At 53.4% G+C, this 25,712-nt stretch carries 21 protein-coding genes; 8 read left to right on the top strand and 13 right to left on the bottom strand.

Translation table 11 applies throughout. From position 1 onward, the window contains the following. Positions 1-156 precede the first annotated feature (156 nt). The 6 genes from lptD (at position 157) to apaH (ending at position 6,974) form a co-directional block, all read left to right on the top strand. On the top strand, positions 157-2,520 hold the full coding sequence (gene lptD, locus J5067_RS15810) for an LPS assembly protein LptD (RefSeq protein WP_264644529.1): 2,364 nt from the start codon (positions 157-159) through the stop codon (positions 2,518-2,520). 78 nt (positions 2,521-2,598) lie between these two features. After that, positions 2,599-3,906 carry a peptidylprolyl isomerase SurA gene (gene surA, locus J5067_RS15805; protein ID WP_264651517.1) on the top strand — a complete coding sequence of 436 codons (1,308 nt, stop codon included), beginning with the start codon at positions 2,599-2,601 and terminating at the stop codon, positions 3,904-3,906. Beyond that, complete coding sequence (pdxA, locus tag J5067_RS15800; protein WP_264651516.1) at positions 3,903-4,904, top strand: 4-hydroxythreonine-4-phosphate dehydrogenase PdxA; 1,002 nt, start codon at positions 3,903-3,905, stop codon at positions 4,902-4,904. The genes surA and pdxA overlap by 4 nt, the downstream gene beginning before the upstream one ends. Continuing rightward, on the top strand, positions 4,904-5,722 hold the full coding sequence (gene rsmA, locus J5067_RS15795) for a 16S rRNA (adenine(1518)-N(6)/adenine(1519)-N(6))-dimethyltransferase RsmA (RefSeq protein WP_264644526.1): 819 nt from the start codon (positions 4,904-4,906) through the stop codon (positions 5,720-5,722). Before pdxA ends, rsmA begins: the two co-directional genes overlap by 1 nt. Before the next feature lie 14 nt (positions 5,723-5,736). Further along, on the top strand, positions 5,737-6,114 hold the full coding sequence (gene apaG, locus J5067_RS15790; RefSeq protein ID WP_264644525.1) for a Co2+/Mg2+ efflux protein ApaG: 378 nt from the start codon (positions 5,737-5,739) through the stop codon (positions 6,112-6,114). 2 nt (positions 6,115-6,116) lie between these two features. After that, positions 6,117-6,974, top strand: a complete 858-nt coding sequence (gene apaH, locus J5067_RS15785) for a bis(5'-nucleosyl)-tetraphosphatase (symmetrical) ApaH (RefSeq protein WP_264651515.1) — start codon at positions 6,117-6,119, stop codon at positions 6,972-6,974. Positions 6,975-7,019: 45 nt separating this feature from the next. Here the strand turns inward: apaH and folA are convergent, their stop codons facing one another. The 3 genes from folA to J5067_RS15770 all read right to left on the bottom strand — a co-directional run bounded on the left by folA (position 7,020) and on the right by J5067_RS15770 (position 8,845). After that, complete coding sequence (gene folA / locus J5067_RS15780) at positions 7,020-7,499, bottom strand: type 3 dihydrofolate reductase (protein ID WP_264644770.1); 480 nt, start codon at positions 7,497-7,499, stop codon at positions 7,020-7,022. Positions 7,500-7,607: 108 nt separating this feature from the next. Beyond that, complete coding sequence (locus J5067_RS15775) at positions 7,608-8,078, bottom strand: threonine/serine exporter (protein WP_264644523.1); 471 nt, start codon at positions 8,076-8,078, stop codon at positions 7,608-7,610. Continuing rightward, entirely contained in the window at positions 8,069-8,845 is a 777-nt protein-coding gene (locus J5067_RS15770) for a threonine/serine exporter ThrE family protein (protein ID WP_264644522.1), read from the bottom strand. The genes J5067_RS15775 and J5067_RS15770 overlap by 10 nt, the downstream gene beginning before the upstream one ends. Positions 8,846-9,061: 216 nt before the next feature. Between J5067_RS15770 and J5067_RS15765 the strand changes: the two genes are divergently transcribed. Further along, the gene (locus J5067_RS15765; protein WP_264651514.1) at positions 9,062-9,676 is read left to right on the top strand and encodes a LysE family translocator; all 615 of its coding nucleotides are present in this window, start codon (positions 9,062-9,064) and stop codon (positions 9,674-9,676) included. 77 nt (positions 9,677-9,753) lie between these two features. On the opposite strand, the gene J5067_RS15760 is transcribed toward J5067_RS15765, so the two are convergent. The 9 genes from J5067_RS15760 to ribF form a co-directional block, all read right to left on the bottom strand. After that, positions 9,754-12,717 (bottom strand): serine/threonine-protein kinase, encoded by a 2,964-nt coding sequence (locus J5067_RS15760; RefSeq protein ID WP_264651513.1) that lies wholly within the window; start codon positions 12,715-12,717, stop codon positions 9,754-9,756. A gap of 211 nt (positions 12,718-12,928) precedes the next feature. Beyond that, the gene (carB, locus tag J5067_RS15755) at positions 12,929-16,153 is read right to left on the bottom strand and encodes a carbamoyl-phosphate synthase large subunit (protein WP_264651512.1); all 3,225 of its coding nucleotides are present in this window, start codon (positions 16,151-16,153) and stop codon (positions 12,929-12,931) included. A 14-nt stretch (positions 16,154-16,167) separates the two neighbouring features. Beyond that, entirely contained in the window at positions 16,168-17,316 is a 1,149-nt protein-coding gene (carA, locus tag J5067_RS15750) for a glutamine-hydrolyzing carbamoyl-phosphate synthase small subunit (protein WP_264651511.1), read from the bottom strand. Positions 17,317-17,763: 447 nt separating this feature from the next. Further along, the gene (gene dapB / locus J5067_RS15745) at positions 17,764-18,582 is read right to left on the bottom strand and encodes a 4-hydroxy-tetrahydrodipicolinate reductase (RefSeq protein WP_264651510.1); all 819 of its coding nucleotides are present in this window, start codon (positions 18,580-18,582) and stop codon (positions 17,764-17,766) included. Between the two features lie 299 nt (positions 18,583-18,881). Then, positions 18,882-19,832 carry a 4-hydroxy-3-methylbut-2-enyl diphosphate reductase gene (gene ispH, locus J5067_RS15740; RefSeq protein ID WP_264651509.1) on the bottom strand — a complete coding sequence of 317 codons (951 nt, stop codon included), beginning with the start codon at positions 19,830-19,832 and terminating at the stop codon, positions 18,882-18,884. Beyond that, positions 19,813-20,286: an FKBP-type peptidyl-prolyl cis-trans isomerase gene (gene fkpB / locus J5067_RS15735; protein ID WP_264644515.1), complete on the bottom strand. Its 474-nt coding sequence runs from the start codon at positions 20,284-20,286 to the stop codon at positions 19,813-19,815. The genes ispH and fkpB overlap by 20 nt, the downstream gene beginning before the upstream one ends. Then, positions 20,283-20,795 (bottom strand): signal peptidase II, encoded by a 513-nt coding sequence (gene lspA / locus J5067_RS15730; RefSeq protein WP_264644514.1) that lies wholly within the window; start codon positions 20,793-20,795, stop codon positions 20,283-20,285. The genes fkpB and lspA overlap by 4 nt, the downstream gene beginning before the upstream one ends. Continuing rightward, positions 20,795-23,608 carry an isoleucine--tRNA ligase gene (gene ileS, locus J5067_RS15725; protein WP_264644513.1) on the bottom strand — a complete coding sequence of 938 codons (2,814 nt, stop codon included), beginning with the start codon at positions 23,606-23,608 and terminating at the stop codon, positions 20,795-20,797. Before ileS ends, lspA begins: the two co-directional genes overlap by 1 nt. Before the next feature lie 43 nt (positions 23,609-23,651). Then, on the bottom strand, positions 23,652-24,593 hold the full coding sequence (gene ribF, locus J5067_RS15720) for a bifunctional riboflavin kinase/FAD synthetase (RefSeq protein ID WP_264644512.1): 942 nt from the start codon (positions 24,591-24,593) through the stop codon (positions 23,652-23,654). Between the two features lie 390 nt (positions 24,594-24,983). Between ribF and rpsT the strand changes: the two genes are divergently transcribed. Further along, the gene (gene rpsT, locus J5067_RS15715; RefSeq protein ID WP_264644511.1) at positions 24,984-25,247 is read left to right on the top strand and encodes a 30S ribosomal protein S20; all 264 of its coding nucleotides are present in this window, start codon (positions 24,984-24,986) and stop codon (positions 25,245-25,247) included. A gap of 288 nt (positions 25,248-25,535) precedes the next feature. On the opposite strand, the gene J5067_RS15710 is transcribed toward rpsT, so the two are convergent. Continuing rightward, complete coding sequence (locus J5067_RS15710) at positions 25,536-25,691, bottom strand: hypothetical protein (RefSeq protein WP_264629121.1); 156 nt, start codon at positions 25,689-25,691, stop codon at positions 25,536-25,538. Between the last annotated feature and the right edge of the window lie 21 nt (positions 25,692-25,712).

The following is a 25,712-nucleotide window of genomic DNA, read 5'->3' as shown; positions in this document are numbered from 1 at the left end:
CAAAAATTGCTTTATCATACCCGTCATTTAGCGTTGCACCTAACGGCAGAGCAGAGAAACAGTGGGGAATTTACACTGGCGCAACGTAAGCCAGTGATATAGTCTCTGACCGTTTGCCGGCATGATGCCCTTGATGACGGAACACCGATACCGCGTATGAAAAAATGTTTTCCAACTCTGCTGGCCACCTTGATTGGGTCGGCGCTCTACAGCCAACACGCGTTGGCCGATCTTGCCGCCCAGTGCCGGCTTGGCGTTCCTACGTTCACACGGCCGCTGGTCACTGGCGAGCCCAATACGCTCCCGGTGCATATTCAGGCGGACAAAAGCGAAGCCAACTATCCGGATAACGCCCGTTTCCTGGGTAACGTCAATATCGAGCAAGGCAACAGCCGTTTGCAGGCCGATCAGGTTGAACTGCGCCAGACCGGCACTGACACCGCGGGTGCCCCGGTTCGCACCATCACCGCCACCGGCAATGTCAATTATGATGACAACCTGGTCATCCTGAAAGGCCCCAAAGCCTGGTCTAACCTGAATACGCGAGATACCGACGTGTTTCAGGGCGATTACCAGATGGTTGACCGTCAGGGCCGTGGCGATGCCGATAAAATGCAAATGCGCGGTGACAGTCGCTACACCATTCTGGAAAACGGCTCTTTCACTACCTGTCTGCCGGGTGATGATAGCTGGAGTGTCGTCGGTTCGGAAGTGATCCATGACAGGGATGAGCAAGTTGCTGAAATTTGGAATGCGCGCGTCAAAATTGGCAACGTTCCGGTCTTCTACAGCCCTTACCTGCAACTGCCCGTGGGTGACAAACGCCGTTCCGGCTTTTTGATTCCCAACGCCCGCTACAGCGGCAGCAGCGGCTTTGAACTGATCACGCCCTATTACTGGAATATCGCACCCAATATGGATGCGACCATTACACCGCACGTCCTGACCAAGCGCGGCGTACAGTTGCAAAACGAGTTCCGTTACCTTGCCACCCCGGGCTCCGGTACAGTGCAGTTGGACTGGTTGCCGAATGACAGAGCCTATCGTCGCGACAATATGGACGACAAAGATACGCGCTGGCTGTTCCACTGGCAGCACGAAGGTATCATGGATCAGGTGTGGCGCTTTAACAGCGATTACACCAAGGTCAGCGATATTAACTATTTCAAAGACCTCGATTCTTCTTACGGCTCCACGACCAGCGGCTACGTGAACCAAAAATTCAGCGTCGGCTATGCCAACCAGAATTGGGACGCCACGTTATCCAATAAACAGTTCCAATTGCTGGCAGCCAACACCAACAATGATGTTTACCGCGCCGAACCCCAACTCGACCTCAACTACTACCGAGAGGATATCGGCCCATTCGACATGCATCTTTATGGGCAGGCGGTAAAATTTACCAACATGAACAACAGCCTCCCCGAAGCGACGCGTTTCCATGCCGAGCCAACGGTCAGTCTGCCATTGACCAACCGCTGGGGTAGCCTGAACACCGAAGCGAAGCTGATGGCCACCCATTACCAGCAAACCAATCTGGAACGTTTTCGTACCTACCCCAACAAGCGAAATGACATTGACAGTGATGCGCTGAAAGACTCGGTCAATCGCGTTTTGCCGCAGTACAAAGTTGACGGCAAACTGGTGTTTGAACGCGAAATGGATTGGTCCAACGCCTTTACCCAAACGCTGGAGCCGCGCGTCCAGTACCTGTACGTGCCTTACCGCGATCAGCGCAGCATTTACACCTATGACTCCACGCTGCTGCAAAATGACTACACCGGCCTGTTCCGCGACCGCAGTTACAGCGGGTTGGATCGCATCGCGTCGGCCAATCAGATTGCGACCGGTTTGACCACCCGCGTTTATGATCAAAATCTGGTGGAACGTTTTAATGCTTCCGTCGGTCAAATCTATTACTTCGATCGCCCCAGAACCGGGGATAGCACCACGGTCATGGACCAAAACGACGATAACGGCAGCCTGGTGTGGGCCGGTGACAGCTACTGGAAGATTAACGATGTGTGGGGCATGCGCGGCGGTTTGCAATATGACACCCGCCTTGAGAGCATTTCTCAGGGCAACGCGGTGCTGGAATACCGTCAGGATAGCGAGAAACTGGTGCAGTTAAACTACCGCTATGCCAGCCGGGAATATATTCAAAACTCGGTACAGAATCTGTTGCCGAGCCAAGCCTATCAACAGGGCATTTCGCAGGTGGGGATCACCGCAGCGTGGCCAATTGCCGAGCGGTGGTCAGTGGTCGGTGCGTATTACTACGACACCAAAGCGAATCAAACCGCCAACCAGCGTATCGGCTTTCAATACAATACCTGTTGCTGGGCCGTCAATATGGGCTACGAGCGGAAAATTACCGACTGGAACACCAATCGGCAATCCAGTGAGTACGATAACAAGTTCTCGATCAACATCGAGCTACGGGGTTTAAGCAGCAATGAAACGCTGGGTGCGCAAAAAATGCTGCGCTCCGGTATTCTGCCTTATCAGCGCGCATTCTGATGCGGTCGTGCGCGCGTGGAATAAACGGTAACACATCAACTTTTAATCCGCCTTGCGGGTGAAACTAACGGGAAAGGTATGAAGAACTGGAAAACGCTTATCCTCGGGCTGGCCCTCAGCGCCAATGCAGCGGTTGCTGCGCCACAGGTTGTTGATAAAGTCGCCGCCGTCGTGGACAACAGCGTCGTGCTTGAAAGTGATGTCAGCACGCTTTTACAGTCCGTGAAGATGAATGCGCAGCAAGCGGGACAACAGTTACCGGATGAGAGTACGTTGCGCCACCAGATCCTCGATCGTCTGATTATGGATAACATCATTTTGCAAATGGCAAAAAAAATGAATATCCAGATTGGTGATGCGCAGTTGGATCAGGCCATCAATAATATTGCGGCTCAAAACCGCATGACGCTCGACCAGCTAAAAAGCCAGTTGGCCTATGAGAATTTGACCTACAGCAGCTATCGCAATCAGATTCGTAAAGAGATGACGATTGCCGAAGTCCGTAATAACGAAGTGCGTCGCCGCATTACGGTCCTGCCTCAGGAAGTTGACGCGCTGGCAAAACAGATCGCTAACCAGACCGGTGAAGACGCTGAACTGAACCTGAGCCACATTCTGATCCCGCTGGGAGAAAATCCGTCACAGCAACAAGTGGATGACGCTGAAAACCTGGCTAAATCGCTGGTACAACAGCTGCAAGGCGGGGCCGATTTTGCCAAACTGGCTATCGCACATTCAGCGGATTCACAGGCGCTGAAAGGCGGCCAAATGGGCTGGGGTAAACTTCAGGAGATCCCGTCCCTGTTCGCCGAACGTCTGACACAGACCCAAAAAGGCCAGGTGGTCGGTCCGATCCGTTCCGGCGTGGGTTTCCACATTTTGCGCGTTAACGATATTCGCGGCGGCGACAAATCCGTTTCCGTTACCGAAGTGCATGCACGCCACATCCTGTTGAAACCGTCTGTCGTGATGAACGACAGCCAGGCACAGGCTAAACTGGATGAGGTTGCGCAGCAGATCAAACGGGGAACCACCGACTTTGCCGCTCAGGCAAAACAGCTTTCACAAGATCCCGGCTCGGCCAATCAGGGCGGCGATCTGGGCTGGGCAACGCCGGATATGTACGATCCGTCATTCCGCGATGCGCTGATGAAACTGCGCAAAGGGGAAATCAGCGCACCGGTCCACTCCTCCTTCGGCTGGCACTTGATTCAACTGTTAGACACACGTCAGGTAGACAAAACCGACGCGGCGCAGAAAGATCGTGCTTACCGCATGCTGTTTAACCGTAAATTTTCGGAAGAGGCGCAAACCTGGATGCAGGAACAACGTGCAGCCGCTTACGTGAAGATCGTTAACGGCAGCGACAGCAGCTCAGCACAATGACCACAACCACGTCTCGTATCGTGATCACCCCCGGCGAACCCGCCGGGATTGGTCCCGACCTCATCATTCAATTGGCCCAGCGCGACTGGCCGGTAGAACTGGTGGTGTGCGCCGACCCCACGTTGCTGGGTAGCCGAGCGAAGCAGTTGGGTCTGCCGTTAACGCTGCGAGACTACCAACCCGGAACCCCTGCCAGCGCGCAACGTCCGGGCTCGCTGACGATATTGCCGGTGTCATTATCCGCAGAGTCTTCTCCCGGCGAGCTTAACGTCGACAACGGCCTGTACGTGGTAAACACGCTGGCTCGCGCCTGTGATGGCTGCCTGAGCGGCGAGTTTGCCGCACTGGTAACCGGGCCGGTGCATAAAGGTATCATCAACGATGCCGGTGTGCCTTTCAGCGGACACACCGAGTTTTTCGCCGATCGCAGCGGCTGCGAAAAAGTGGTGATGATGCTGGCAACCGAGGGACTGCGCGTGGCGCTGGCGACCACGCACCTGCCGCTGGCTGACGTTTCCCGTGCCATTACCCGCGACAGCCTGCATGAGGTGATTGCGATTTTGCAGCGCGATCTCCAGCAGAAGTTTGGTCTGGCCCGTCCGTGCATTTACGTGTGTGGACTTAATCCACACGCCGGCGAAGGCGGCCATATGGGACGTGAGGAGTTGGATATCATCATTCCTGCGCTGGATGAGCTGCGCGCACAGGGGATGAATCTGGTGGGCCCGTTGCCCGCAGATACGCTATTCCAGCCCAAATACCTGAAAGAAGCAGACGCCGTACTGGCGATGTATCACGATCAAGGGCTGCCGGTATTGAAATACCAGGGGTTTGGCCGAGCGGTTAACATTACGCTAGGCTTACCCTTTATCCGAACCTCTGTCGATCACGGCACCGCGCTCTCGCTGGCGGGAACCGGTGACGCAGAACCGGGCAGCTTTATCACGGCATTGCAGCTTGCCATCAACATGACTCAACACCATAACGAAACACCGTAATGAATAATCGCGTCCATCAAGGCCACTTTGCCCGTAAGCGTTTCGGGCAGAATTTTTTAAACGATCAGTTCGTGATCGAGAGTATTGTCTCCGCCATTCATCCCCAGGCCGATCACGCCATGGTGGAGATTGGTCCCGGCCTCGGCGCGTTAACGCTGCCCGTTGCCGAACACCTGACCCGGTTTACGGTTGTCGAACTGGACCGCGATCTGGCGGCTCGATTAACGGTACATCCGCAGCTCAAAGATAAGCTAACCGTTATCCAGCAAGATGCCATGACGGTGAATTTCTCCGAGCTATCACAACAGATTGGTCAGCCGTTACGCGTTTTTGGCAACTTACCTTACAACATATCAACGCCGTTGATGTTCCATCTGTTTAGCTATACTCACGCTATTCGCGATATGCACTTCATGTTGCAAAAAGAAGTGGTGAACCGCCTTGTCGCTGGTCCGAACAGCAAAGCCTATGGTCGGTTAAGCGTGATGGCACAATACTATTGCCAGGTGATTCCGGTACTCGAAGTGCCGCCTACCGCCTTTACGCCGCCGCCCAAAGTGGATTCTGCTGTCGTGCGTCTTGTTCCGCATGCCGTACAGCCTTATCCTGTTGCTGATGTCCGCGTGCTGAGTCGCATTACCACAGCCGCATTTAACCAGCGCCGCAAAACATTGCGCAACAGTCTGGGCAATGTGTTCAGCGTCGAGCAGCTTATCGCGTTAGAGGTTGATCCCACCACCCGTGCGGAAAATATCTCTGTAGAGCAATACTGCCGGCTGGCCAACTGGCTGTCTGAGCATCCGCCAACGCAGGAATAACTGGAAGTGTCGCGATGATTAATACGCCCCGTGTTTGTGTTCAGGTTCAGAGTTTTTATGTTGAAGCGCAGTCCGAGCCCGATGAGAGCCGCTTTGTCTTTGCTTACACCATCACAATCCGCAATCTGGGGCGTAATCCTGTCCAACTGCTTGGGCGTTACTGGATGATCACCAACGCCAACGGACGTCAAACTGAAGTTCAGGGCGAAGGCGTGGTCGGGGAACAACCGGTGATCGAACCTGGCAGTGAATTTCAGTACACCAGCGGTACGGTGCTGGAAACGCCGCTGGGCACGATGGAAGGTCATTACCACATGATCGATCATCAGGGCGATGCCTTTCAGGTTCCTATTTCTGTTTTTCGTTTAGCGATCCCCTCACTGATTCATTGATTATGTCTACCTATTTAATTGGCGATGTGCACGGCTGCTTTGACGAGCTAATGGCGCTGTTGGCGCAGGTTTCTTTCAATCCGGCGCACGACAGGCTGTGGTTTACTGGCGATCTGGTGGCACGCGGTCCGGCTTCCTTGGAGGTGCTGCGCTATGTGCGTTCGTTAGGCTCGGCCGCACAGACGGTGCTGGGCAACCACGATCTTCATTTGCTGGCGGTTTATGCGGGTATCAGCAGGAACAAGCCGAAAGACAGGCTTAACGATCTGCTGAACGCACGGGATGTTGATACCCTGATTAACTGGCTGCGCCGCCAACCGGTGATGCTGGTCGACGACGATCTCAAACTGGTGATGGCCCATGCTGGCGTAACGCCGCAGTGGGATCTGGCCACCGCGCAAATGTGCGCACGGGAAGTGGAAGCCATACTCAGCAGCGACAGCTATCCACTGTTTTTGGACGCCATGTACGGCGATATGCCCAATCACTGGAGCCCGGAACTGAGTGGTTTGCCGCGTCTGCGCTTTAGCACCAACGTATTCACCCGCATGCGCTACTGCTTCTCAGGCGGGCAGTTGGACATGATATGCAAAGAGGCACCGTCACAGGCACCTTCATTGCTCAAGCCGTGGTTTTACTTGCCCAGCCCGGTCGTAGAAGGGAATGCAGAAACGCCGGGCTACGCCATCGCATTCGGCCACTGGGCCTCTCTGGAAGGAAAGTGGACGCCGGATAACATTTATGCGTTGGATACGGGCTGCTGCTGGGGAGGCGAATTGACGATGTTGCGCTGGGAGGATAAGCGGATCTTTACTCAGCCGTCATTGGCACAAGGCATGGCAGCAGTCGGCGCAGAATAAGTAAAACACGCGCGGCCAGATTGCCCCGCGCGTGCGCCTATTCAGTTAACGCCGTTCGAGAATCTCAAAGCAATAGCTGTGCGAGTTCTTCTCATCAGCATCATGAAACTCGCTGAACACCGATGACCAGGCATCCGGTTCGTACTCCGGGAAATGGGTATCACCTTCCACTTCGGCGTCAATGTGCGTCAGATACAGACGTGAAGCCTGGGGCAGCATTTGCTGATAAATACTGCCGCCACCAATCACCATCACCTCTTCCGCCCCTTCGGCCGCTTCCAACGCCGCCTCCAGGGTCGACACCCAGGTCACACGCTCATCGTCGCCGGCATGGCTGCTGACGACAATATTTTTCCTTCCCGGCAATGGCTGGCCGATAGAGCGAAACGTGTTACGCCCCATAATAATGGGCTTATTTAACGTCTGGCGCTTAAACCACGCCAGATCCGCCGGCAAATGCCACGGCATGGCGTTTTCCATGCCGATAACACGATCTACCGCCAGTGCTGCAATCAAACTAATCACCATGGTAAAGCCCTATAGCTCAAAAATTGCAGACACTATACGTAAAGGTGATGGGTACGTCGATACGGCGATTTTCTGATGGGCAAAATAAGCAAAATCTTAATGCCGCTACACGCCAGGACGTTTGCGATACAACCAAATCCCCGGAAGAGACAACCCAATCGACAACGCACCGACAATAAATGAGGCCTTAAGGAAATGCGTGATCAGTACGCGCATCAACGCTTCGCTGTATCCCTGATGGGAAAGCTCCACCAGCGAGATCATCGCGGTATACGCTGAAATACCGGGGAACATCGGAATCACCGCCGCAACGGTAAACACTTTCGGGTGCGCCAGCAGCCAGCGCGACCAGCGGATCCCGATCACCCCGATCAATATGGCCGCCAAAAACGATCCCCATTCGACAGGCATGCCCATCTGCACGCACAGGAAACGCGCACCGTGCCCCACGCCACCCAGCAGTGCGCAATAAGGCAGCGCCTTGACCGGCACATTGAACACCATAGCAAAACCCAGCGCAGGCACTGCCGCCAGCAAGACATCCTGCAATAGCCCCCACAGCAGCGTTAAGCCCATGTGCGTAACCCCCATATTGCCATTGCAGCCACGACGCCAATACAGGTTGCCAGCGTCAGCAGGCTGGCAACCGCCCAGCGCGCCAGCCCGGTATTCACATGCCCTTTAAACATATCCGCTACCGCGTTAATCAGCGGAAAACCGGGCACCAGCAGCAGCACACTGGCCGCCATCGCCACCGTCGAGGTTTGATGAAACGTCGGAACACGCAGCAACAGCCCGGATACCGACGTGGCGACAAAGGCGGTAATACAGAAGTTGATCAAGGGATTGAGATGGCGCGACGTCAATACCTGACGCACATACATTGCTACACCGCTGGCAAGCATGGTGACCACAAAGGCATCCCAACCGCCGCCGTTGAGCTTACTGAAACAGCCGCACGACAGCGCAACGATAGTCACCACCAGCCAGCGCGGATAGCGCAGCGGCTTGATGCCCGTCAGGCGTTTTTCAACGCCAGCGACATCCAGCAGCTTGTGCTCAGCCATGATCACCACGTGCTGCACCTCTGTCACCACATGCATGTTGATGCCACGATCGACGTTCTTGCGCGTCGACGTCAGGCAGTGTCCATTCATGATGGTGGTAAGGACAATGGCGTTGGCCGAAATGGAGCTTTCTACGCTATCCACCCCGAGCGCCATCCCGAGGCGCGAAGAGAGTTGCTCAACGACCGTGCTCTCCGCGCCGTGCTGCAACAGCATCAGCGCGCATTGGATACACAGCCGGGTGATTTCCCGTTGCTGTGGTGTTTCACTGACCATACGAAGACCCTGACTGATAAAATGAAGACACACTGAATAATTCGAAATAATAACGGGTATAACCATAAATAAAGCAAGGAGACTTGTTAACACAACGCGGTCCGATTGCCAATATTGCGGGTAAGAATAAAATCTTATGAGTGCATCACGCGCGTTACCGCGTTAAGATCGACCGCACACCCTTTTTCCGCTTCGTCACCCATTTGGACGCTGTTGATGCTTGAAACCTCACTGTTTGTCGCCACCATCGCGACGCTGGGTATGCTTTCACCCGGCCCCGATTTCTTTCTGGTGATTAAAAACGCCGCACGCTATGCGCGTTTGCCAGCCATGATGACCGCCTTTGGCGTTATCGCGGGCGTCGCAACCCACATGGCCTATTGCGTCGCAGGATTAGCGGTGGTAATCACTACCACGCCGTGGCTGTTCAACATTTTAAAGTATGCAGGTGCGCTTTACTTGATCGTGATCGGTATTCAGGCATTACTCTCGCAGGGTGGCAGCAAGCTGAATGTTGCTTCACTACCGCGCCAGGAAGTCAGCTTGAAAAAAGCCTTCCTGCAAGGCTATCTGTGCAATCTGCTTAACCCGAAAGCCACCCTGTTCTTTCTTGCCATGTTCACTCAGGTACTCAGCACCCACTCCAGCGTCGGGGAAAAACTGTGGTATGCCTTTATTATCTGGGCACTTGCCGTCGTCTGGTGGCCGTTGCTGGTACTGCTGTTCCAAAGCGGCCCGGTCCGTCGTGCATTGGAAAAAGCGCAAAAGCTGGTAGATAAACTGCTGGGCACCGTGTTGATTGCACTGGGCATCAAGGTGGCATTGGGGTAACACATCCCCTCACCGCCCTGACAGTAAAAACCAGCGCTTACACGCTGGTTTTTTAATCACGTACCAATTCCCTGCTTTTATTCCCCCCCATCCGCAGACGTTGGCACGCTTTTCTTCTGCGCTATACATTGCAATACAGAAGCCCAATTTCTTTGGTCATAGGTATTTATGGCTATTTTTTCATTGATATCTGAACTGAAATATTTTTCTTTAATATTATTGATATCTATCGGGAAAAAGGATTGCGAGCTCGAATCCCACAGCACATTTTCAGTATGAAGGTCATCATGCATGATGCCCAGCTTGTTGAGTCTCTCGATCATATCAACAAATTTTTCCTCGGCATTATTCGGCAACGAACCGGGTGGTAAGGAACTCAGCGTTTCACCAGGAATTTTATACATTCTGACATATGAAACGCCCTCATCATCCACCAGGTGCATGGCAGCGTCTTCTCCGTAATAGCGCCTAAACACCTCGGCCTCATGTTTGGCAATCTCTGCGATCGACTCCCCCTCATCGGCCAGGTAAACCTTTATGAGATATGCATTATCATCTGCATCAATAAAAACTTCCCCATTGGTCCCCTCACCGATGAGCTTACCTACATGAAAATCAACTTTGTGCACGGGGAAATCGGGCTTCATTAAGGTAATGGTATCCATAATTTTTGACGTTCCTGGCTCTAGAGGCGCGTCTTTTTTTAATCTTTTAGCCCATGGGGGAATTGTACCCGTTTGTTCAATTTCCAACGCAAAGGCATAGTCATTAAAGAGTCCCTTTTCCTGAAAACGATACTCAGAGAGTAATTTTTCCGCCGACGCCTCGGTAAAACCGTCAACCTCTTTCAGTACGCTGAGCGCCGTTTTTCTTTTTCTACCGCCCAGACCTACTGTCATAATATTCTCCAACCTTTCGGCGAGATTCTCCTGGTAAAACTTATTCTTCTTCAGTCGAAGAACTATCTTAGGGCCATGCACCGGTTTCATCAGCAGAAAACGGTTATTACCCATTTTTTTCACATGAATAAATTGGTTGTTAACATTCAAATAGCTCTTGTTATTTTCATCCCATCGCAATCCATTCTTATCCGGAGAGGACAACTGCGTTACATCGATATTATTGGTAAACATATCCGAGGTAATCTGCTTTTCAAGCGCACTCGACACATGAATAGAGGTTGGACGCTCAAATACCCAGCGCCCACCGTCCCAGGATACCAGATAATGTTCTTTATCAGGATAATGACTATTATACACCTCATAATGAACGCCTCGCCCGGGAGAAACCACTTCTCTCACTGGCACAACTTCCCCGTTCATTTCAATATATCGCCCCCAGGGATAATGTGAAGTGTCGTCAATTTTCTCTGCACGATATATCTTTCCCGAGCCATAATACCGTGGGTTATTATTGGTGCAGGGAATATAGTTGAAACCCCTGTCTGGTTCGATGCGGAGCGTGTTAATGATATTTTCCTGTTCGTGGGTAAACACTGGATGCTGGTTATGCGTTCGCATGTGCCAGGTGTTGGATAATGGTTCAAGGTATACCGGTACAAACTCGTGGGAGCCTGAGGCTTTTCGTACCACGATCTCAAACTTTCCCTCTCCATTTTTGTTCAGATCGTAATATTCGCCGTACAACGGTATCTGCTTTTTCCCTTCCCTCACCTCAACATTAAGATTGGCGGCATCGAAGGTGTCAGCATATCGCCACGCAAGCGTCTCCTCATCGACAATCACCTTTCTCTGCAATAACTCAGGTCTGGTAGCATAAGGGTGATATGTCATAAATTCATTGGGATTATCCGTTGGTTTCAGAAAGATCTCCCCACCTTCGGTATGGATAGCGGTATTCCCCGGTTTAAGTTCTAGTAATATTTCTTTCTTAATCCCGCTGCGCGGATTCTGAACATAATAAGCCGCCCTTTTCTGACCCGGAGTGGTATGCAGCAATTCAGTCGGTTTCACTTTACGGGCCACACCGCGGAATTTGAACGCGATACCATCAACATCAAGAGAGGTCGCAATCTCAGCAATGGTTAGTCGACGAAAGCGTTCAGCACAAATTTCATCACCTTGATTTTTATAGTACTCACGGCGTTTTGCATTCGCAATGAGCTTACCAATTAACGGTTTTATCCCCAGCGTCAGTATGTCCGTCACAATATTTAATCCCTCGGCGGCGCCCCGGGCTTCAGGCCGTGGGCCCCCCTCCGTGTCATCATAAATCATCCTGAAGGGGTTCTCTGCTCTCTGGGCTTGAAATAAAAGCAGCTTGCCTTCGTTCTCGCCTTTAGCATTGAGTATTTCTTCCTCAAAGGCACAGTGTTCTTTTATATGCTCTGCGGTTCGAGGATCGTACTCAGGCATCAATGCTCGCTTCACTCGATCAGTGCTCTCAGCCAGTGGAGTAATAAAGAGAGGACCGGCTTTTGCCCACTGCTTCAATGACAGCTCAAAATCCTGACCCTGTTCGGCAGTTAATTGCCCATCAGACACCAGATAGTGCTTAATGGCCGAAATCAGCGCATCCTTTTTTTCATCATCAGAAAGAATGTGGCTGTTTTCATTGATAAAAAGCGTGCCATTACTATTATCATAATATGTCACTTCCCGCTTTACTTCTGGCAACAATAAGGGCGGTTGGGAAACATACCCATCGTCAGCAAGAGACATGGAAATCGGATAATTGTCAAAGGAGTAACTACGATTAGCAAGGGTGAGATCACTATCCAGGTTTGATAATGGATTCTCTTTATAAGCAAACGAAGCAGCATCCGATCTGTGCAAAAAATTCAACAACAGCATAAGTTGAATCGTTGTTGCTATTGCACTTTTCCGAGCAGGAAGAAAGGTTGATGATGTGTTGAATATTCTCGGAGAGTTTTCGACATGGTTAATTTGAGAACTGAAACCCTGAACATTAACAGATGAATTTGAATTAATTGATTTTAAAGCTTTCTCACTTTTTTTATTGCACGATTTATCGTGGTAATATTCCGTAGACAAACGATATTGCAGAGCTGAAACAGGCATTCTTTGACTCCATTCAAAAAAAGAATGGACTATAGGCATCGTATTTACGCCATCGTTATTAAAAAAAAATCTCAATTAAGGATTAACGCTATTTTCGTCCTTTCTTTGAGGGAGTGTTTATTATTAAAACACGTTTAAGATGTGAATAATTGTATTATCTTCGCCCATAAAAAAGCCAGCGCACTCGCGCTGGCTTCTTGGTTAGCGCTGATTAACCTTTAATCTGCGCGTGCATTTCCTGCACCGAGGTCACTTTCTCGGTCGGATCCGCGTTCAGCGCCATCGCCGTAGCGAAGCCGCCGTTCATGGTGGTATCGTAATGCACCTTATACTGCAATGCGCTGCGGCGAATCAGTTTGGAATCTTCAATCGCCTGACGCCCTGCGGTGGTGTTGACGATATAGGTGTACTCGCCGTTCTTGATACGGTCCTGAATGTGCGGACGCCCTTCATGCACCTTGTTCACCAGACGCGGATTGATGCCCGCTTCACCCAACTCAATGGCGGTGCCGTGAGTTGCATCCAGTTCAAAGCCGTGTTTCAGCAGCTTGGCTGCCAGATCCACAACGCGTGCTTTATCCCCTTCACGAACCGAGAGCAAGGCGCGTCCTGATTTCTTCATCGGCGAGTTGCTGCCCAGCATCGCCTTGGCGAACGCTTCGACAAAGGTGCGGCCCACGCCCATCACTTCACCGGTAGAGCGCATCTCTGGCCCTAAAATCGGGTCAACGCCGGGGAACTTGTTGAACGGCAGCACCACTTCCTTCACGGAGTAATACGGTGGGATAACCTCTTTGGTGACACCCTGTTCCGTCAGCGTCTTGCCCGCCATCACGCGCGCGGCCACTTTCGCCAGCGGCACACCGGTCGCCTTGGAGACAAACGGCACGGTACGCGCGGCGCGCGGGTTCACTTCAATCAGGTAGACTTCGTTGTTCTTCACGGCGAACTGCACGTTCATCAACCCGCGCACGCTCAGTTCGAACGCCAGTTTTTCTACCTGCTGGCGCATCACATCCTGAATTTCTTTGCTCAGCGTATAAGCCGGCAATGAACAGGCAGAGTCACCGGAGTGCACGCCCGCTTGTTCGATGTGTTCCATAATGCCGCCAATCAGCACGCGTTCGCCGTCACAGATAGCGTCCACGTCCACTTCGATGGCATCATCGAGGAAACGGTCCAGCAGTACCGGCGCATCGTTGGACACGCTGACCGCATTCTGGAAGTAACGGCGCAAATCGATTTCGTCGTAGACGATTTCCATCGCACGACCGCCCAGCACGTAAGAAGGACGAACCACCAGCGGATAACCGATACCACGCGCTTTTTCCACCGCTTGTTCGATGGAGGTGACGGTGGCGTTTTCCGGCTGTTTCAGACCCAGACGATTCACTGCCTGTTGGAAACGCTCACGGTCTTCGGCACGGTCAATGGCATCCGGGCTGGTGCCAATCACCGGCACACCCGCGGCTTCCAACGCACGCGACAGTTTCAGCGGCGTTTGACCACCATACTGCACGATAACGCCTTTCGGTTTCTCGATGCGGACGATTTCCAGCACATCTTCCAGCGTTACCGGCTCGAAGTAGAGGCGGTCAGAGGTGTCGTAATCGGTTGAGACCGTTTCCGGGTTACAGTTAACCATGATGGTTTCATAACCGTCTTCGCGCAACGCCAGCGCCGCATGCACACAGCAGTAGTCAAACTCGATGCCCTGTCCGATACGGTTCGGCCCGCCACCCAGCACCATGATCTTGTCGCGATCCTGATTCGGGTTAGCTTCGCACTCTTCATCGTAGGTGGAGTACATATACGCGGTATCGGTGGCGAACTCTGCCGCACAGGTATCGACACGTTTGTAGACCGGGTGCAGGTCATATTTGTCGCGCAGTTTGCGGATTTCGTTTTCAGAAACACCGGCCAGCTTCGCCAGACGCGCATCGGCAAAGCCTTTGCGTTTCAGGGTACGCAGGAAATCGGCTGTCAGCGCCGTCGCGCCCTTCTCGGCAACCTGCTCTTCCAGACGCACCAGCTCTTCAATCTGCACCAGGAACCAGCGATCGATGTTGGTCAGGTTAAACACGCCGTCCACAGACATGCCAGCGCGGAAAGCATCCGCGACGTACCAGATACGCTCAGCGCCTGCGTCTTTCAGCTCGCGGCGGATTTTAGTCAACGCTTCCGGATCGTCCAGATCCACTTTCGGATCGAAGCCCGTTGCGCCGACTTCAAGACCACGCAGCGCTTTTTGCAGCGACTCTTGCTGGGTGCGGCCAATCGCCATCACTTCGCCGACTGATTTCATCTGAGTGGTCAGGCGATCGTTGGCACCGGCAAATTTTTCGAAGTTAAAGCGCGGGATCTTGGTGACAACATAGTCAATGGAAGGCTCGAACGACGCCGGGGTACGACCGCCGGTGATGTCGTTCATCAGCTCATCCAGCGTGTAGCCTACGGCCAGTTTGGCGGCAATCTTGGCAATCGGGAAGCCCGTCGCCTTGGAGGCCAGCGCCGAGGAGCGCGATACACGCGGGTTCATTTCGATAATGATCAGGCGACCGGTTTTCGGGTTGACCGCAAACTGCACGTTGGAGCCGCCGGTTTCTACCCCGATTTCACGCAGTACCGCCATGGAGGCGTTACGCATGATTTGGTATTCCTTGTCCGTCAGGGTTTGCGCTGGCGCAACGGTAATGGAGTCACCGGTGTGGATACCCATGGCATCCAGGTTTTCGATGGAACAGACAATGATGCAGTTGTCTTTCTTATCGCGCACTACTTCCATTTCGTACTCTTTCCAACCGATGAGGGATTCATCGATCAGCAGCTCTTTGGTCGGTGACAGATCCAGACCGCGTGCACAAATTTCTTCAAACTCTTCACGGTTATACGCGATGCCGCCACCGCTGCCGCCCATGGTAAAGGAGGGACGGATAATGCAGGGATAGCCCACATCAGCGGCCACGGCCAGCGCTTCTTCCATGGTATGCGCGATACCGGAACGCGCGGTTTCCAGGCCAATCTTCTTCATGGCGATATCGAAGCGGCGGCGATCTTCCGCTTTATCGATAGCATCGGCGGTCGCACCGATCATGGTAACGCCAAATTCCGCCAGCACGCCCTGACGCTCAAGCTCGAGCGCACAGTTCAGCGCCGTCTGACCGCCCATGGTCGGCAGCACCGCATCTGGACGCTCTTTTTCGATGATTTTGCGCACTACTTCCCAGTGGATCGGCTCGATATACGTCGCATCGGCCATTTCCGGGTCGGTCATGATGGTCGCCGGGTTGGAGTTCACCAGAACGACGCGATAACCCTCTTCACGTAGCGCTTTACACGCCTGCGCGCCAGAGTAGTCGAATTCACAGGCCTGACCGATAACGATCGGGCCAGCACCAAGGATCAGGATGCTTTTAATATCAGTACGTTTTGCCATTTTTCTGCTCCCGATTATTTACCATTGGCACGATAAGATTGAATCAGTTCGATAAAGTGATCGAACAAAGGGGCCGCGTCGTGCGGACCAGGGCTGGCTTCCGGGTGCCCCTGGAAACTGAATGCCGCTTTATCCGTGCGATGAATCCCTTGCAGGGAGCCGTCAAACAGCGATTTGTGCGTTGGGCGCAGCGTCGCAGGCAGTGAGTTTTCATCCACGGCGAAACCGTGGTTCTGCGCGGTAATCATCACGCAGTCTGCATCCAGATCTTTCACCGGGTGGTTACCACCATGGTGACCAAATTTCATTTTGACCGTTTTAGCACCGCTTGCCAGCGCCAGCAGTTGATGACCGAGGCAGATACCAAATACCGGAATGTCGGTCTCCAGGAAGGCTTTGATTGCCGTGATGGCGTAGTCACACGGCTCCGGGTCACCGGGACCGTTGGAGAGGAAAATGCCATCCGGATTCAGTTTGAGCACCTCTTCTGCGGAGGTCTGGGCAGGCACAACCGTCAGACGGCAGCCACGATCGACCAGCATACGCAGAATGTTGCGCTTCACACCGTAGTCATAAGCCACCACGTGGTACGGCAATTCACTTTCCGCTTTGGCGGCAGGCAGTTCACCGGCTAACGTCCAACTGCCTTGCGTCCAGCCATAAGGTTCTTGCGTCGTCACTTCTTTTGCCAGATCCATGCCCTTCAGGCCAGGGAATGCCTTGGCTTTTTCCAGTGCCAGCGCGGCATCCGGCGCATCTCCGGCAATAATGCAGCCATTCTGCGCCCCTTTCTCACGCAGCAAGCGAGTCAGCTTACGCGTATCGATATCGGCGATGGCAACGATGTTATTGCGTTTCAGGTAATCCGAGAGGCTCTCTTCATTACGGTAGTTGCTGGCAATCAGCGGCAGATCGCGAATAACCAGGCCTTGAGCATGAACAGAGGGGGATTCTTCGTCGCTGGCGTTAGTGCCGACATTACCAATATGGGGATAAGTGAGAGTAACAATTTGGCGGGAATAGGAAGGATCAGTGAGGATTTCTTGATAACCGGTCATCGACGTATTGAAGACCACTTCCCCCACTGCCGTTCCCTCTGCCCCGATGGCACGACCGTGGAATTGGGTTCCGTCTTCCAGAACCAATAGCGCTGACTTAATCAAAACACCCTCCAAGGAATAAACAATCATGTTATCTGCATATTAATTCAGATTAGTCACTCCAAATCAATGCAAAAATTACCTTTTAGGTAAACTTTTGGCAAATTGCGCGCATTTTAATGATGGCCGTTCAACTTGTCCACTCTAACCGACATTTTTCTCCATTTTTTATGGCTTACAGCGTCACTGACTGGCTACAGCCACAAAAACAGCCCTCAAAAAGGCAAAGTAAACGGTTGCCTGGCAACATTATTAGCCAGAAGGGAATATTTGACCAGCAGGCGCCTGATCAGGCAATGACGGGTTAAAAAAACGCCACCAAAAACAGTAAAAACCGGAGGAAATAGCAATTTTCACCAATTACGACATATAATAATCAAAAAAACTCTAAATAATAAAAAAGGATGACAAATAAGCCATCCAATTCATTGAGTTAACAATAAAATAAAATCAAAGATCGTTCAGTGAAAGCACATCTCTCATATCGAAAATACCTGATTTTTTAGCCTTTAACCAAATTGCAGCACGAACCGCACCATTAGCGAAGGTCATGCGGCTGGAAGCCTTATGGCTAATCTCAATGCGCTCGCCTACATCCGCAAACATCGCAGTGTGCTCACCGACGATATCCCCGGCACGCAAGCTGGCAAAACCGATACTGTTTGGCACACGTTCGCCGGTGTGACCTTCACGCGCATAGACCGCGCAGGTTTTCAGATCGCGCCCTAACGCTCCCGCAATGGCTTCACCCATCGCCAACGCCGTCCCTGACGGGGCATCGACTTTATGGCGGTGATGCGCTTCCAGAATCTCGATATCCGTGTAGTCGCCCATCACCGTGGCCGCTTTCTCCAGCAATTTCAGCATCACGTTGACACCCACGCTAAAGTTGGCGGCAAATACAATACCAATCTCCTGAGCAGCCGCGCTGATAGCCGCTTTGCCCGCATCATCAAAGCCTGTGGTACCGATAATCATGCCCTTGCCATGCTGGCGGCAGAATGCCAGATGTACCAATGTGCCTTCAGGGCGCGTGAAATCGATGAAGATATCAAAATCATCACCTACCGCAGCCAGCGAATCCTGCACGGTAACGCCCAGCGTGCCCAGCCCCGCCAGCTCACCGGCATCAACCCCAACCAGCGATGAACCTTCGCGCTCTAGCGCCGCACCGAGCACCGCGCCTTCCATCTGCGAAACCGCCTGGATCAGTTGACGCCCCATTCGACCACCGGCACCGGCAATCGCTACACGTATTGCATCCTTCATCGTTATCTCTCTTTTTTCACTTGCGCCGTAAAAACGTTCTCAGGTTAGCGGGCCAACGCGACGGCTGCCAGCGGATTTCACACAGGATTAGAAATTTCTGACAAAAAGGGCGAGTAATCAGTAAAAGCTATCCCCCAGAAGGCGTTCGAAGCACAGGGACAGGCAAATTCGACCGAATAGGCAAGAGAGGTAATTACGCATAATCATGCAGTTTTTATGCATTGGAAAGAGGTGAAAACTCAGGCAAAAAAATAGCAGGGATATCACCCTGCTATTTTTTACCCTGCCTCACGCCAGTATCAATCGATCTGCTTCACTTCTACGCGCAGCTCTTTCGGTACTTCAAAGACAATATTCTCTTCACGACCTTCCAGCTCGAGTGCGACTTTTCCACCCAGGGATTTAAGGCGCTCAATCACCTGCTGAACCAGAATGTCCGGCGCAGAAGCCCCCGCCGTCACACCCACGCACGCCGCGTCTGTCAGCCAGCGTTCCTGAATATCATTCGCGGAGTCGATAAGGTAAGCGGGTATGCCAGCACGCTGGGACAGCTCAGCCAACCGGTTGGAGTTGGACGAGTTTTTCGATCCAACCACCAGCACCACGTTGGCGCGTTCCGCCAGATAGCGCACCGCTTCCTGACGGTTGGTGGTGGCGTAGCAGATATCGTCTTTACGCGGGCCGATAATTTGCGGGAAGCGCTCACGCAGCGCATCGATCACCGCCGAGGTGTCATCCACCGACAGCGTGGTTTGCGTCATAAAGCAGAGGTTCCCCTCATCTTTAACCTGCAAATTCCACACATCTTCCGGCGACTCCACCAGATACATGCCGCCGTCATCGTTGCTGTACTGCCCCATGGTGCCTTCGACTTCAGGGTGTCCCGCATGACCGATCAGGATAGCTTCTACCCCTTTGCGGCTGGCGCGCGCCACCTCCATATGCACCTTGGTCACCAACGGGCAGGTGGCATCAAAGACGGTCAGATCGCGATTCTTCGCTTCCGCCCGCACGGCCTGAGACACGCCGTGCGCAGAAAAAATCAGGATCGCCCCATCAGGCACTTCACCAATCTCTTCAATAAAGATCGCGCCACGGTCACGCAAGCCATCCACCACATAGCGGTTATGCACCACTTCGTGGCGCACATAAATCGGCGTGCCGTAAATTTCCAGCGCACGCTCGACAATGCTGATAGCGCGATCGACGCCCGCGCAGAAACCGCGCGGATTAGCCAGTAAGATTTGCACGCTCAACCTCCTGCGCCACAGGATCGATATCGATCACCTCAACGTCAAAACTTACGTGATGACCGGCAAGCGGGTGATTGAAATCGACCGTGATCGATTCTTCCGCCACTTCACGGATCACGCCGGGCATATCATTGCCCGCCACACCGCTGAACAGCATGATGGTGCCTACGTCCGGTACGCCGGTCTGGGCAAAATCGCGGCGCAGAAAGAACTGAATCAAATCCGGGTTGGACGGCCCGAAGGCCGATTCCGGCGGCAACGTGAAACGGTGCTTATCTCCCCGGCACAAGCCGAGGAGTTGCTGTTCCAGTGCCGGAGACAAGCTCTCATCGCCCAGGCGAAACAGCGCGGGTTTGCCCCGTTCGCGGGTCGATTCCGCGACGCTGCCATCTTCCAGCGTCAGCACAAAATGCAGCAGTACGGCGCTGGTATTCTGTACGCTCTGCGTCATGCCTGCCCCTTCGGCTTCGCCGAGGCGTCGTGAGGTGCCAGAAAGCCTTCCAGCACCACCAGACCTGCCCCGATACAAATGGCCGTATCTGCCAGATTGAACGTCGCGAAGTGCCAGTCACCGACATAGAAGTCAATGTAATCGACCACAAAGCCGTGCCAGGTTCTGTCGAACAGGTTCCCCAGCGCGCCGCCGATAATCAGCGCATAGGCAATATTGCTCAGCTTCTGGTCGGCGCGATTGCGGTACATCATTACCAGCAGCGCCACCACGATCATGATGGCGACACCGGCAAAGAACCACCGCTGCCAGCCGCCTTTATCTGCCAGGAAGCTAAACGCTGCGCCGTAGTTACGGGCATAGTGCAGGTTTAACGAGGGAAACAGCGCCCAGGTTTCACCCAACTCAAAATTTGCCAGCACCCAGTATTTGACGCCAAGATCCACCGCCAACACTACCAGCACCAGCCACAGCCAGCGCAACCCGCTTGAACAGATCGATTTATTCATCAGACAAATTTACGCTCTTCGCCATTACCGCCCACATTCGTGGCACAGCGTCCGCATACCTCTGGGTGTGCAGCATCCACACCGATATCGGACTCATAGTGCCAGCAACGCGGGCACTTGTGCCCATCCGCTTTGCTTAAGGCAATTTTCAGGCCAGAGAGTTCACTTGCCTGCGCATCCGCCGGGGCATCTTCATAGCGTTCAACCCGCGCCTTGGAGGTCAGCAACGCAAAATGCAACTCCTGTTGCAGACGCCCCAGCTTCTCGGACAGTTCGGCATCGGCATACAGCGTAACCGCCGCTTCCAGCGAACCACCAATACGCTTGTCGTTACGCGCTTGCTCAATCACCTTGTTCACTTCGGCACGCACTTTAAGCATGTCGGCCCAGAACGCATCGTTCAGGGTTTCCTCTTGCGCCAGCCCGAACAGGCCGTCATACCACTCTTCGGTAAACACGTACTGCGCGCGTTCACCCGGCAGGTAGCCCCAGACTTCATCGGCGGTGAAGGACATGATCGGCGCCATCCAGCGTACCAGCGCTTCCACAATGTGGAACAGTGCGGTCTGGCAACTGCGGCGCGCCACGCTGTCGTGCTTGGCGGTGTATTGGCGATCCTTGATGATGTCCAGATAGAACGAGCCCATTTCAATGGAGCAGAACTGCATCAGGCGTTGCACCACGCGGTGGAAATCGTAACTTTCATAGGCCTCAACGATCTCTTGCTGTGCGGCTTGCGCGCAGCCTACCGCCCAACGATCCAGCACCACCATGTCTTCCGGCTTCACGCTGTGCAATGCCGGATCGAACCCGTTCAGGTTCGCCAGCAGGAAACGCGCGGTGTTACGGATGCGGCGATAAGCATCGGCAGAGCGTTTGAGGATCTCATCGGACACGGCGATCTCACCGGAATAGTCGGTGGAGCCGATCCACAGACGCAGAATATCCGCGCCCAGCTTGTCCATCACGTCCTGCGGCGCGATGGTGTTGCCGATGGATTTGGACATCTTGCGGCCCTGACCATCGACAGTGAAGCCGTGGGTCAGCACCTGGCGGTACGGGGCTTTACCTTTGATCGCCGTAGAGATCATCAGCGAGGACATAAACCAGCCGCGATGCTGGTCAGAGCCTTCCAGATACATATCGGCCGCATGCCCTGCGAATTCCGGGCGCACATCCACCACAGAGGCGTGGGTCGATCCGGAATCGAACCACACATCCAGCGTGTCCGGCACTTTGACATAATTGGCAGCATCAGCGCCCAGCAGATCGGCCGGATCGAGATCCCACCATGCCTGAATACCGTCCTGCTCAACGCGTTTCGCCACCGCTTCAATCAGCTCCGGCGTGCGCGGGTGCAGTTCTTCGGTCTCTTTGTGGACAAACAGCGACATCGGCACGCCCCAGGTACGCTGGCGCGAGATACACCAGTCTGGGCGGTTGGCAACCATGGATTCGATGCGCGCCTGACCCCAATCCGGGATCCACTGCACGCCTTTGATTTCAGACAGCGACTGCTGACGCAGCCCTTTTTGATCCATGCTGACGAACCACTGCGGCGTGGCACGGAAGATGATCGGCGACTTGTGACGCCAGCAGCACGGATAGCTGTGTTGCAGTTTTTCCACATGCAGCAGCGCGCCGCTTTCACGCAGCATGTCAACGATGATGTCGTTGGCTTTGAAGACGAACTTACCGTCCAGATTCGGGTGCGTACCCGGCAGATAGCAGCCGTTCGGCCCCACCGGGTTGGCAATTTCGAGCTGGTATTTCTGGCTGATGACATAGTCATCCGGGCCGTGACCACCCGCGGTGTGCACCGCACCGGTACCGGCATCCAGCGTGACGTGGTCGCCCAGAATCGCAGGCACATCGAAATTCAGGAACGGGTGATTGAAACGCAGCAGTTCAAGATCGCTACCCTTGCATTCACCCAGCACGGTCCAGCTTGTCACGCCCAGGCGCGCCATCACGCTTTCCACCAGTTCGGCGGCCAGGATCAGCGCTTTGCCGTCAATCTGCACCAGTTGGTAAACGAAATCAGCATTCAGCGAAATCGCACGGTTCGCTGGCAGCGTCCACGGGGTGGTGGTCCAGATAACCAGTGCAATCGGGCCAGCAACGGAAGCGACACCAAATTTCTCCGCAACCACTGCTGCATCGACGGCAGTAAAAGCGACATCAATAGACGGAGAGGTTTTGTCGTAGTACTCCACCTCGGCTTCCGCCAGCGCAGAGCCGCAATCGGCACACCAGTGCACCGGTTTAGCCCCTTTGTGCAGATGCCCGTTGTCGATGATCTTGCCGAGCGCACGAATGATATTCGCCTCGGTGTTGAAATCCATGGTCAGATACGGGCGATCCCAATCGCCCAGCACGCCGAGACGGATAAAGTCTCTCTTCTGCCCTTCAACCTGCTCCGCCGCATACTTGCGGCAGGCCTGACGAAATTCCGCCGCGCTCACCTTCTCGCCCGGTTTGCCAATCAGTTGCTCAACTTTCAGTTCGATAGGCAGACCGTGGCAGTCCCATCCCGGCACATACGGCGAATCGTAGCCAGCCAGCCCTTTGGATTTGACAATAATATCTTTCAGAATCTTGTTAACTGAGTGACCAATGTGAATGTTGCCATTCGCATACGGAGGGCCATCATGCAGAATGAAGGTTTTCTTGCCCTTTTTCGCCTGACGAATAATTCCGTACAAATCCTGTTCATACCAACGTTTCAGCATGTCAGGTTCACGCTTGGCCAGATCGCCACGCATCGGGAACCCTGTTTCCGGCAAATTCAGGGTAGTTTTGTAGTCACTCATTAGATTCTCGATTTAGTTTCGGCCATACCTTGGGGTATGAATATTACACCGGTGCTGCTAACCCGAAAAACGTCCGGGCCGTCACCACATCCTCGGCGATTTGCTGCGTCAATGCTTCTAGCGACGCAAACCGCTGCTCATTTCGTATTTTCTTACACAGCGCCACTTCTATGTGACGCCCGTACAGATCCATGGCGACATCCAGCAGATGCACTTCCAACTGCTGGCGTTTATCGCCGTCTACCGTTGGCCGGGTGCCAATATTGGCGACACCGGGAAACGGCGTCGGGCCCAGGCCGTAGACTTCAACGGCATACACCCCACTGACCGGCGATACCTGGCGTTTCATCGGCAGGTTCGCGGTCGGAAATCCCAACGTTCTGCCCAGTGCTTTACCATGCACCACGCGCCCGGAAATACTGTAAGGGTGGCCCAACAATTCCTGCGCCAGTGGCAGATCGTCATGCAGCAGCGCATCACGTACTGCGGTACTGCTGACGCGCCTACCGCCATTGCAGAACGTCGTGGTGCTGATGACCTCAAAACCATGGGCCTGCCCCGCCTTCTGTAATAACAGGAAATCGCCGCTGCGACCAGCCCCGAAGCGGAAGTCATCCCCCACAACGAGAAATTTCACACCCAGTTTTTCCACCAGAAGGTGGCGCACAAAATCTTGCGCATCGTGTGCGGCGAACGCCGCGTCAAACTTAACGCACAATAGCGCGTCAACGCCTGCGCGCGCCAGATAGTTCACCTTGTCCCGCAGCCGGGTAAGCCGTGCAGGTGCCTGATCGGCAGCAAACAGTTCGAGCGGCTGTGGCTCGAAAGTCATCACCATCACCGGCAAATGACGCGCCAGCCCCTCCTGCTTTAATCGCTCAAGCAGCATTTGATGCCCACGGTGTACGCCGTCAAAATTGCCGATGGTGAGCACACAACCATAATGGCGTGCCCGGAGATTGTGTATACCGCGGATTAGCTGCATGGCGACTCAGGAACAGTTTGGTTAACGATATGGAAATCGGCGGATTATACCTTGTACAGCGGTTAAGGTTAAGGCGCGATTCACGCCTTTTGTCACGCAATTGCTCGGCAGTGCCTACCGATCGCGCCGTGCACCGCCTGCACGGCGCTACCCCGCGTGAGCGGAAATTCCTCTTTCTTATCAAAAGTTCGTCAGGTAAACGTGAATTTCTGTTGGGAAACGCTGTATTCCCGAGCGCGAAGCTGTTAAAATCCTGCGCCATCACAACGTAACAAGCGTCGGCGTACAAACGGCGCTTATTTGCACAAATCCATTGACAAACGAAGGCTAAACGGGCATATTCCTCGGCCTTTGAATTGTCCTCGAAAGAATATATTTGGGAGTTGGACCTTGGCTAATATCAAATCAGCTAAGAAACGCGCCGTACAGTCTGAGAAGCGTCGCAAGCACAACGCTAGCCGTCGTTCGATGATGCGTACTTTCATCAAGAAAGTATACGCCGCGATCGCTACTGGCGATAAAGAAGCTGCACAAAAAGCGTTTAACGACATGCAACCGATTGTGGATCGTCAGGCTAGCAAAGGTCTGATCCACAAGAACAAAGCATCTCGTCATAAATCCAACCTGGCTGCTCAGATCAACGCGCTGCAATAATTGCCTGCGTAGACATCTGTCTTCCTCGTTGTAAGAAAAAACCGGCTCTGGCCGGTTTTTTGTTTCTGCTCGTTTAAACCGCATCCCCCAGGTTCCCCCTGCCGCTATCTCGTCATCAATCCTCGCTTTATGCCGATTCAATCTGTAAGGCGCTTTTTTTATAGCCGGAATTAACCGCTACTTTATGCTGGCGCGCATATCGCATCCACTATTCATGAGGTTTTCTATGGTAGCGCCAGTAGCCAAAAAATGTTCTCCCATCGTATTGACGAACCTGGAGCCAAAAGCTCAACAGGCGTCACCGATAACATCATCACAGCCTTCTGCGTTAAACACCCTGAACGGGCTTGGCAACAGAGCACAACACGCCTGCGCGCCGAACGGCAGACCCGCAGCAGAGGTGGTGAGCACGCCGCTAAAAAATAACGCGTTATTACAGTGCATCAACCCCTTCACGCAGTGTAT

The sequence above is a fragment of the Candidatus Symbiopectobacterium sp. NZEC151 genome (assembly GCF_025962655.1).
Lineage (GTDB): Bacteria > Pseudomonadota > Gammaproteobacteria > Enterobacterales > Enterobacteriaceae > Symbiopectobacterium.
The sequence above is the reverse complement of the archived record's forward strand: the minus strand, read 5'-3'. Positions and strand labels throughout refer to the sequence as shown.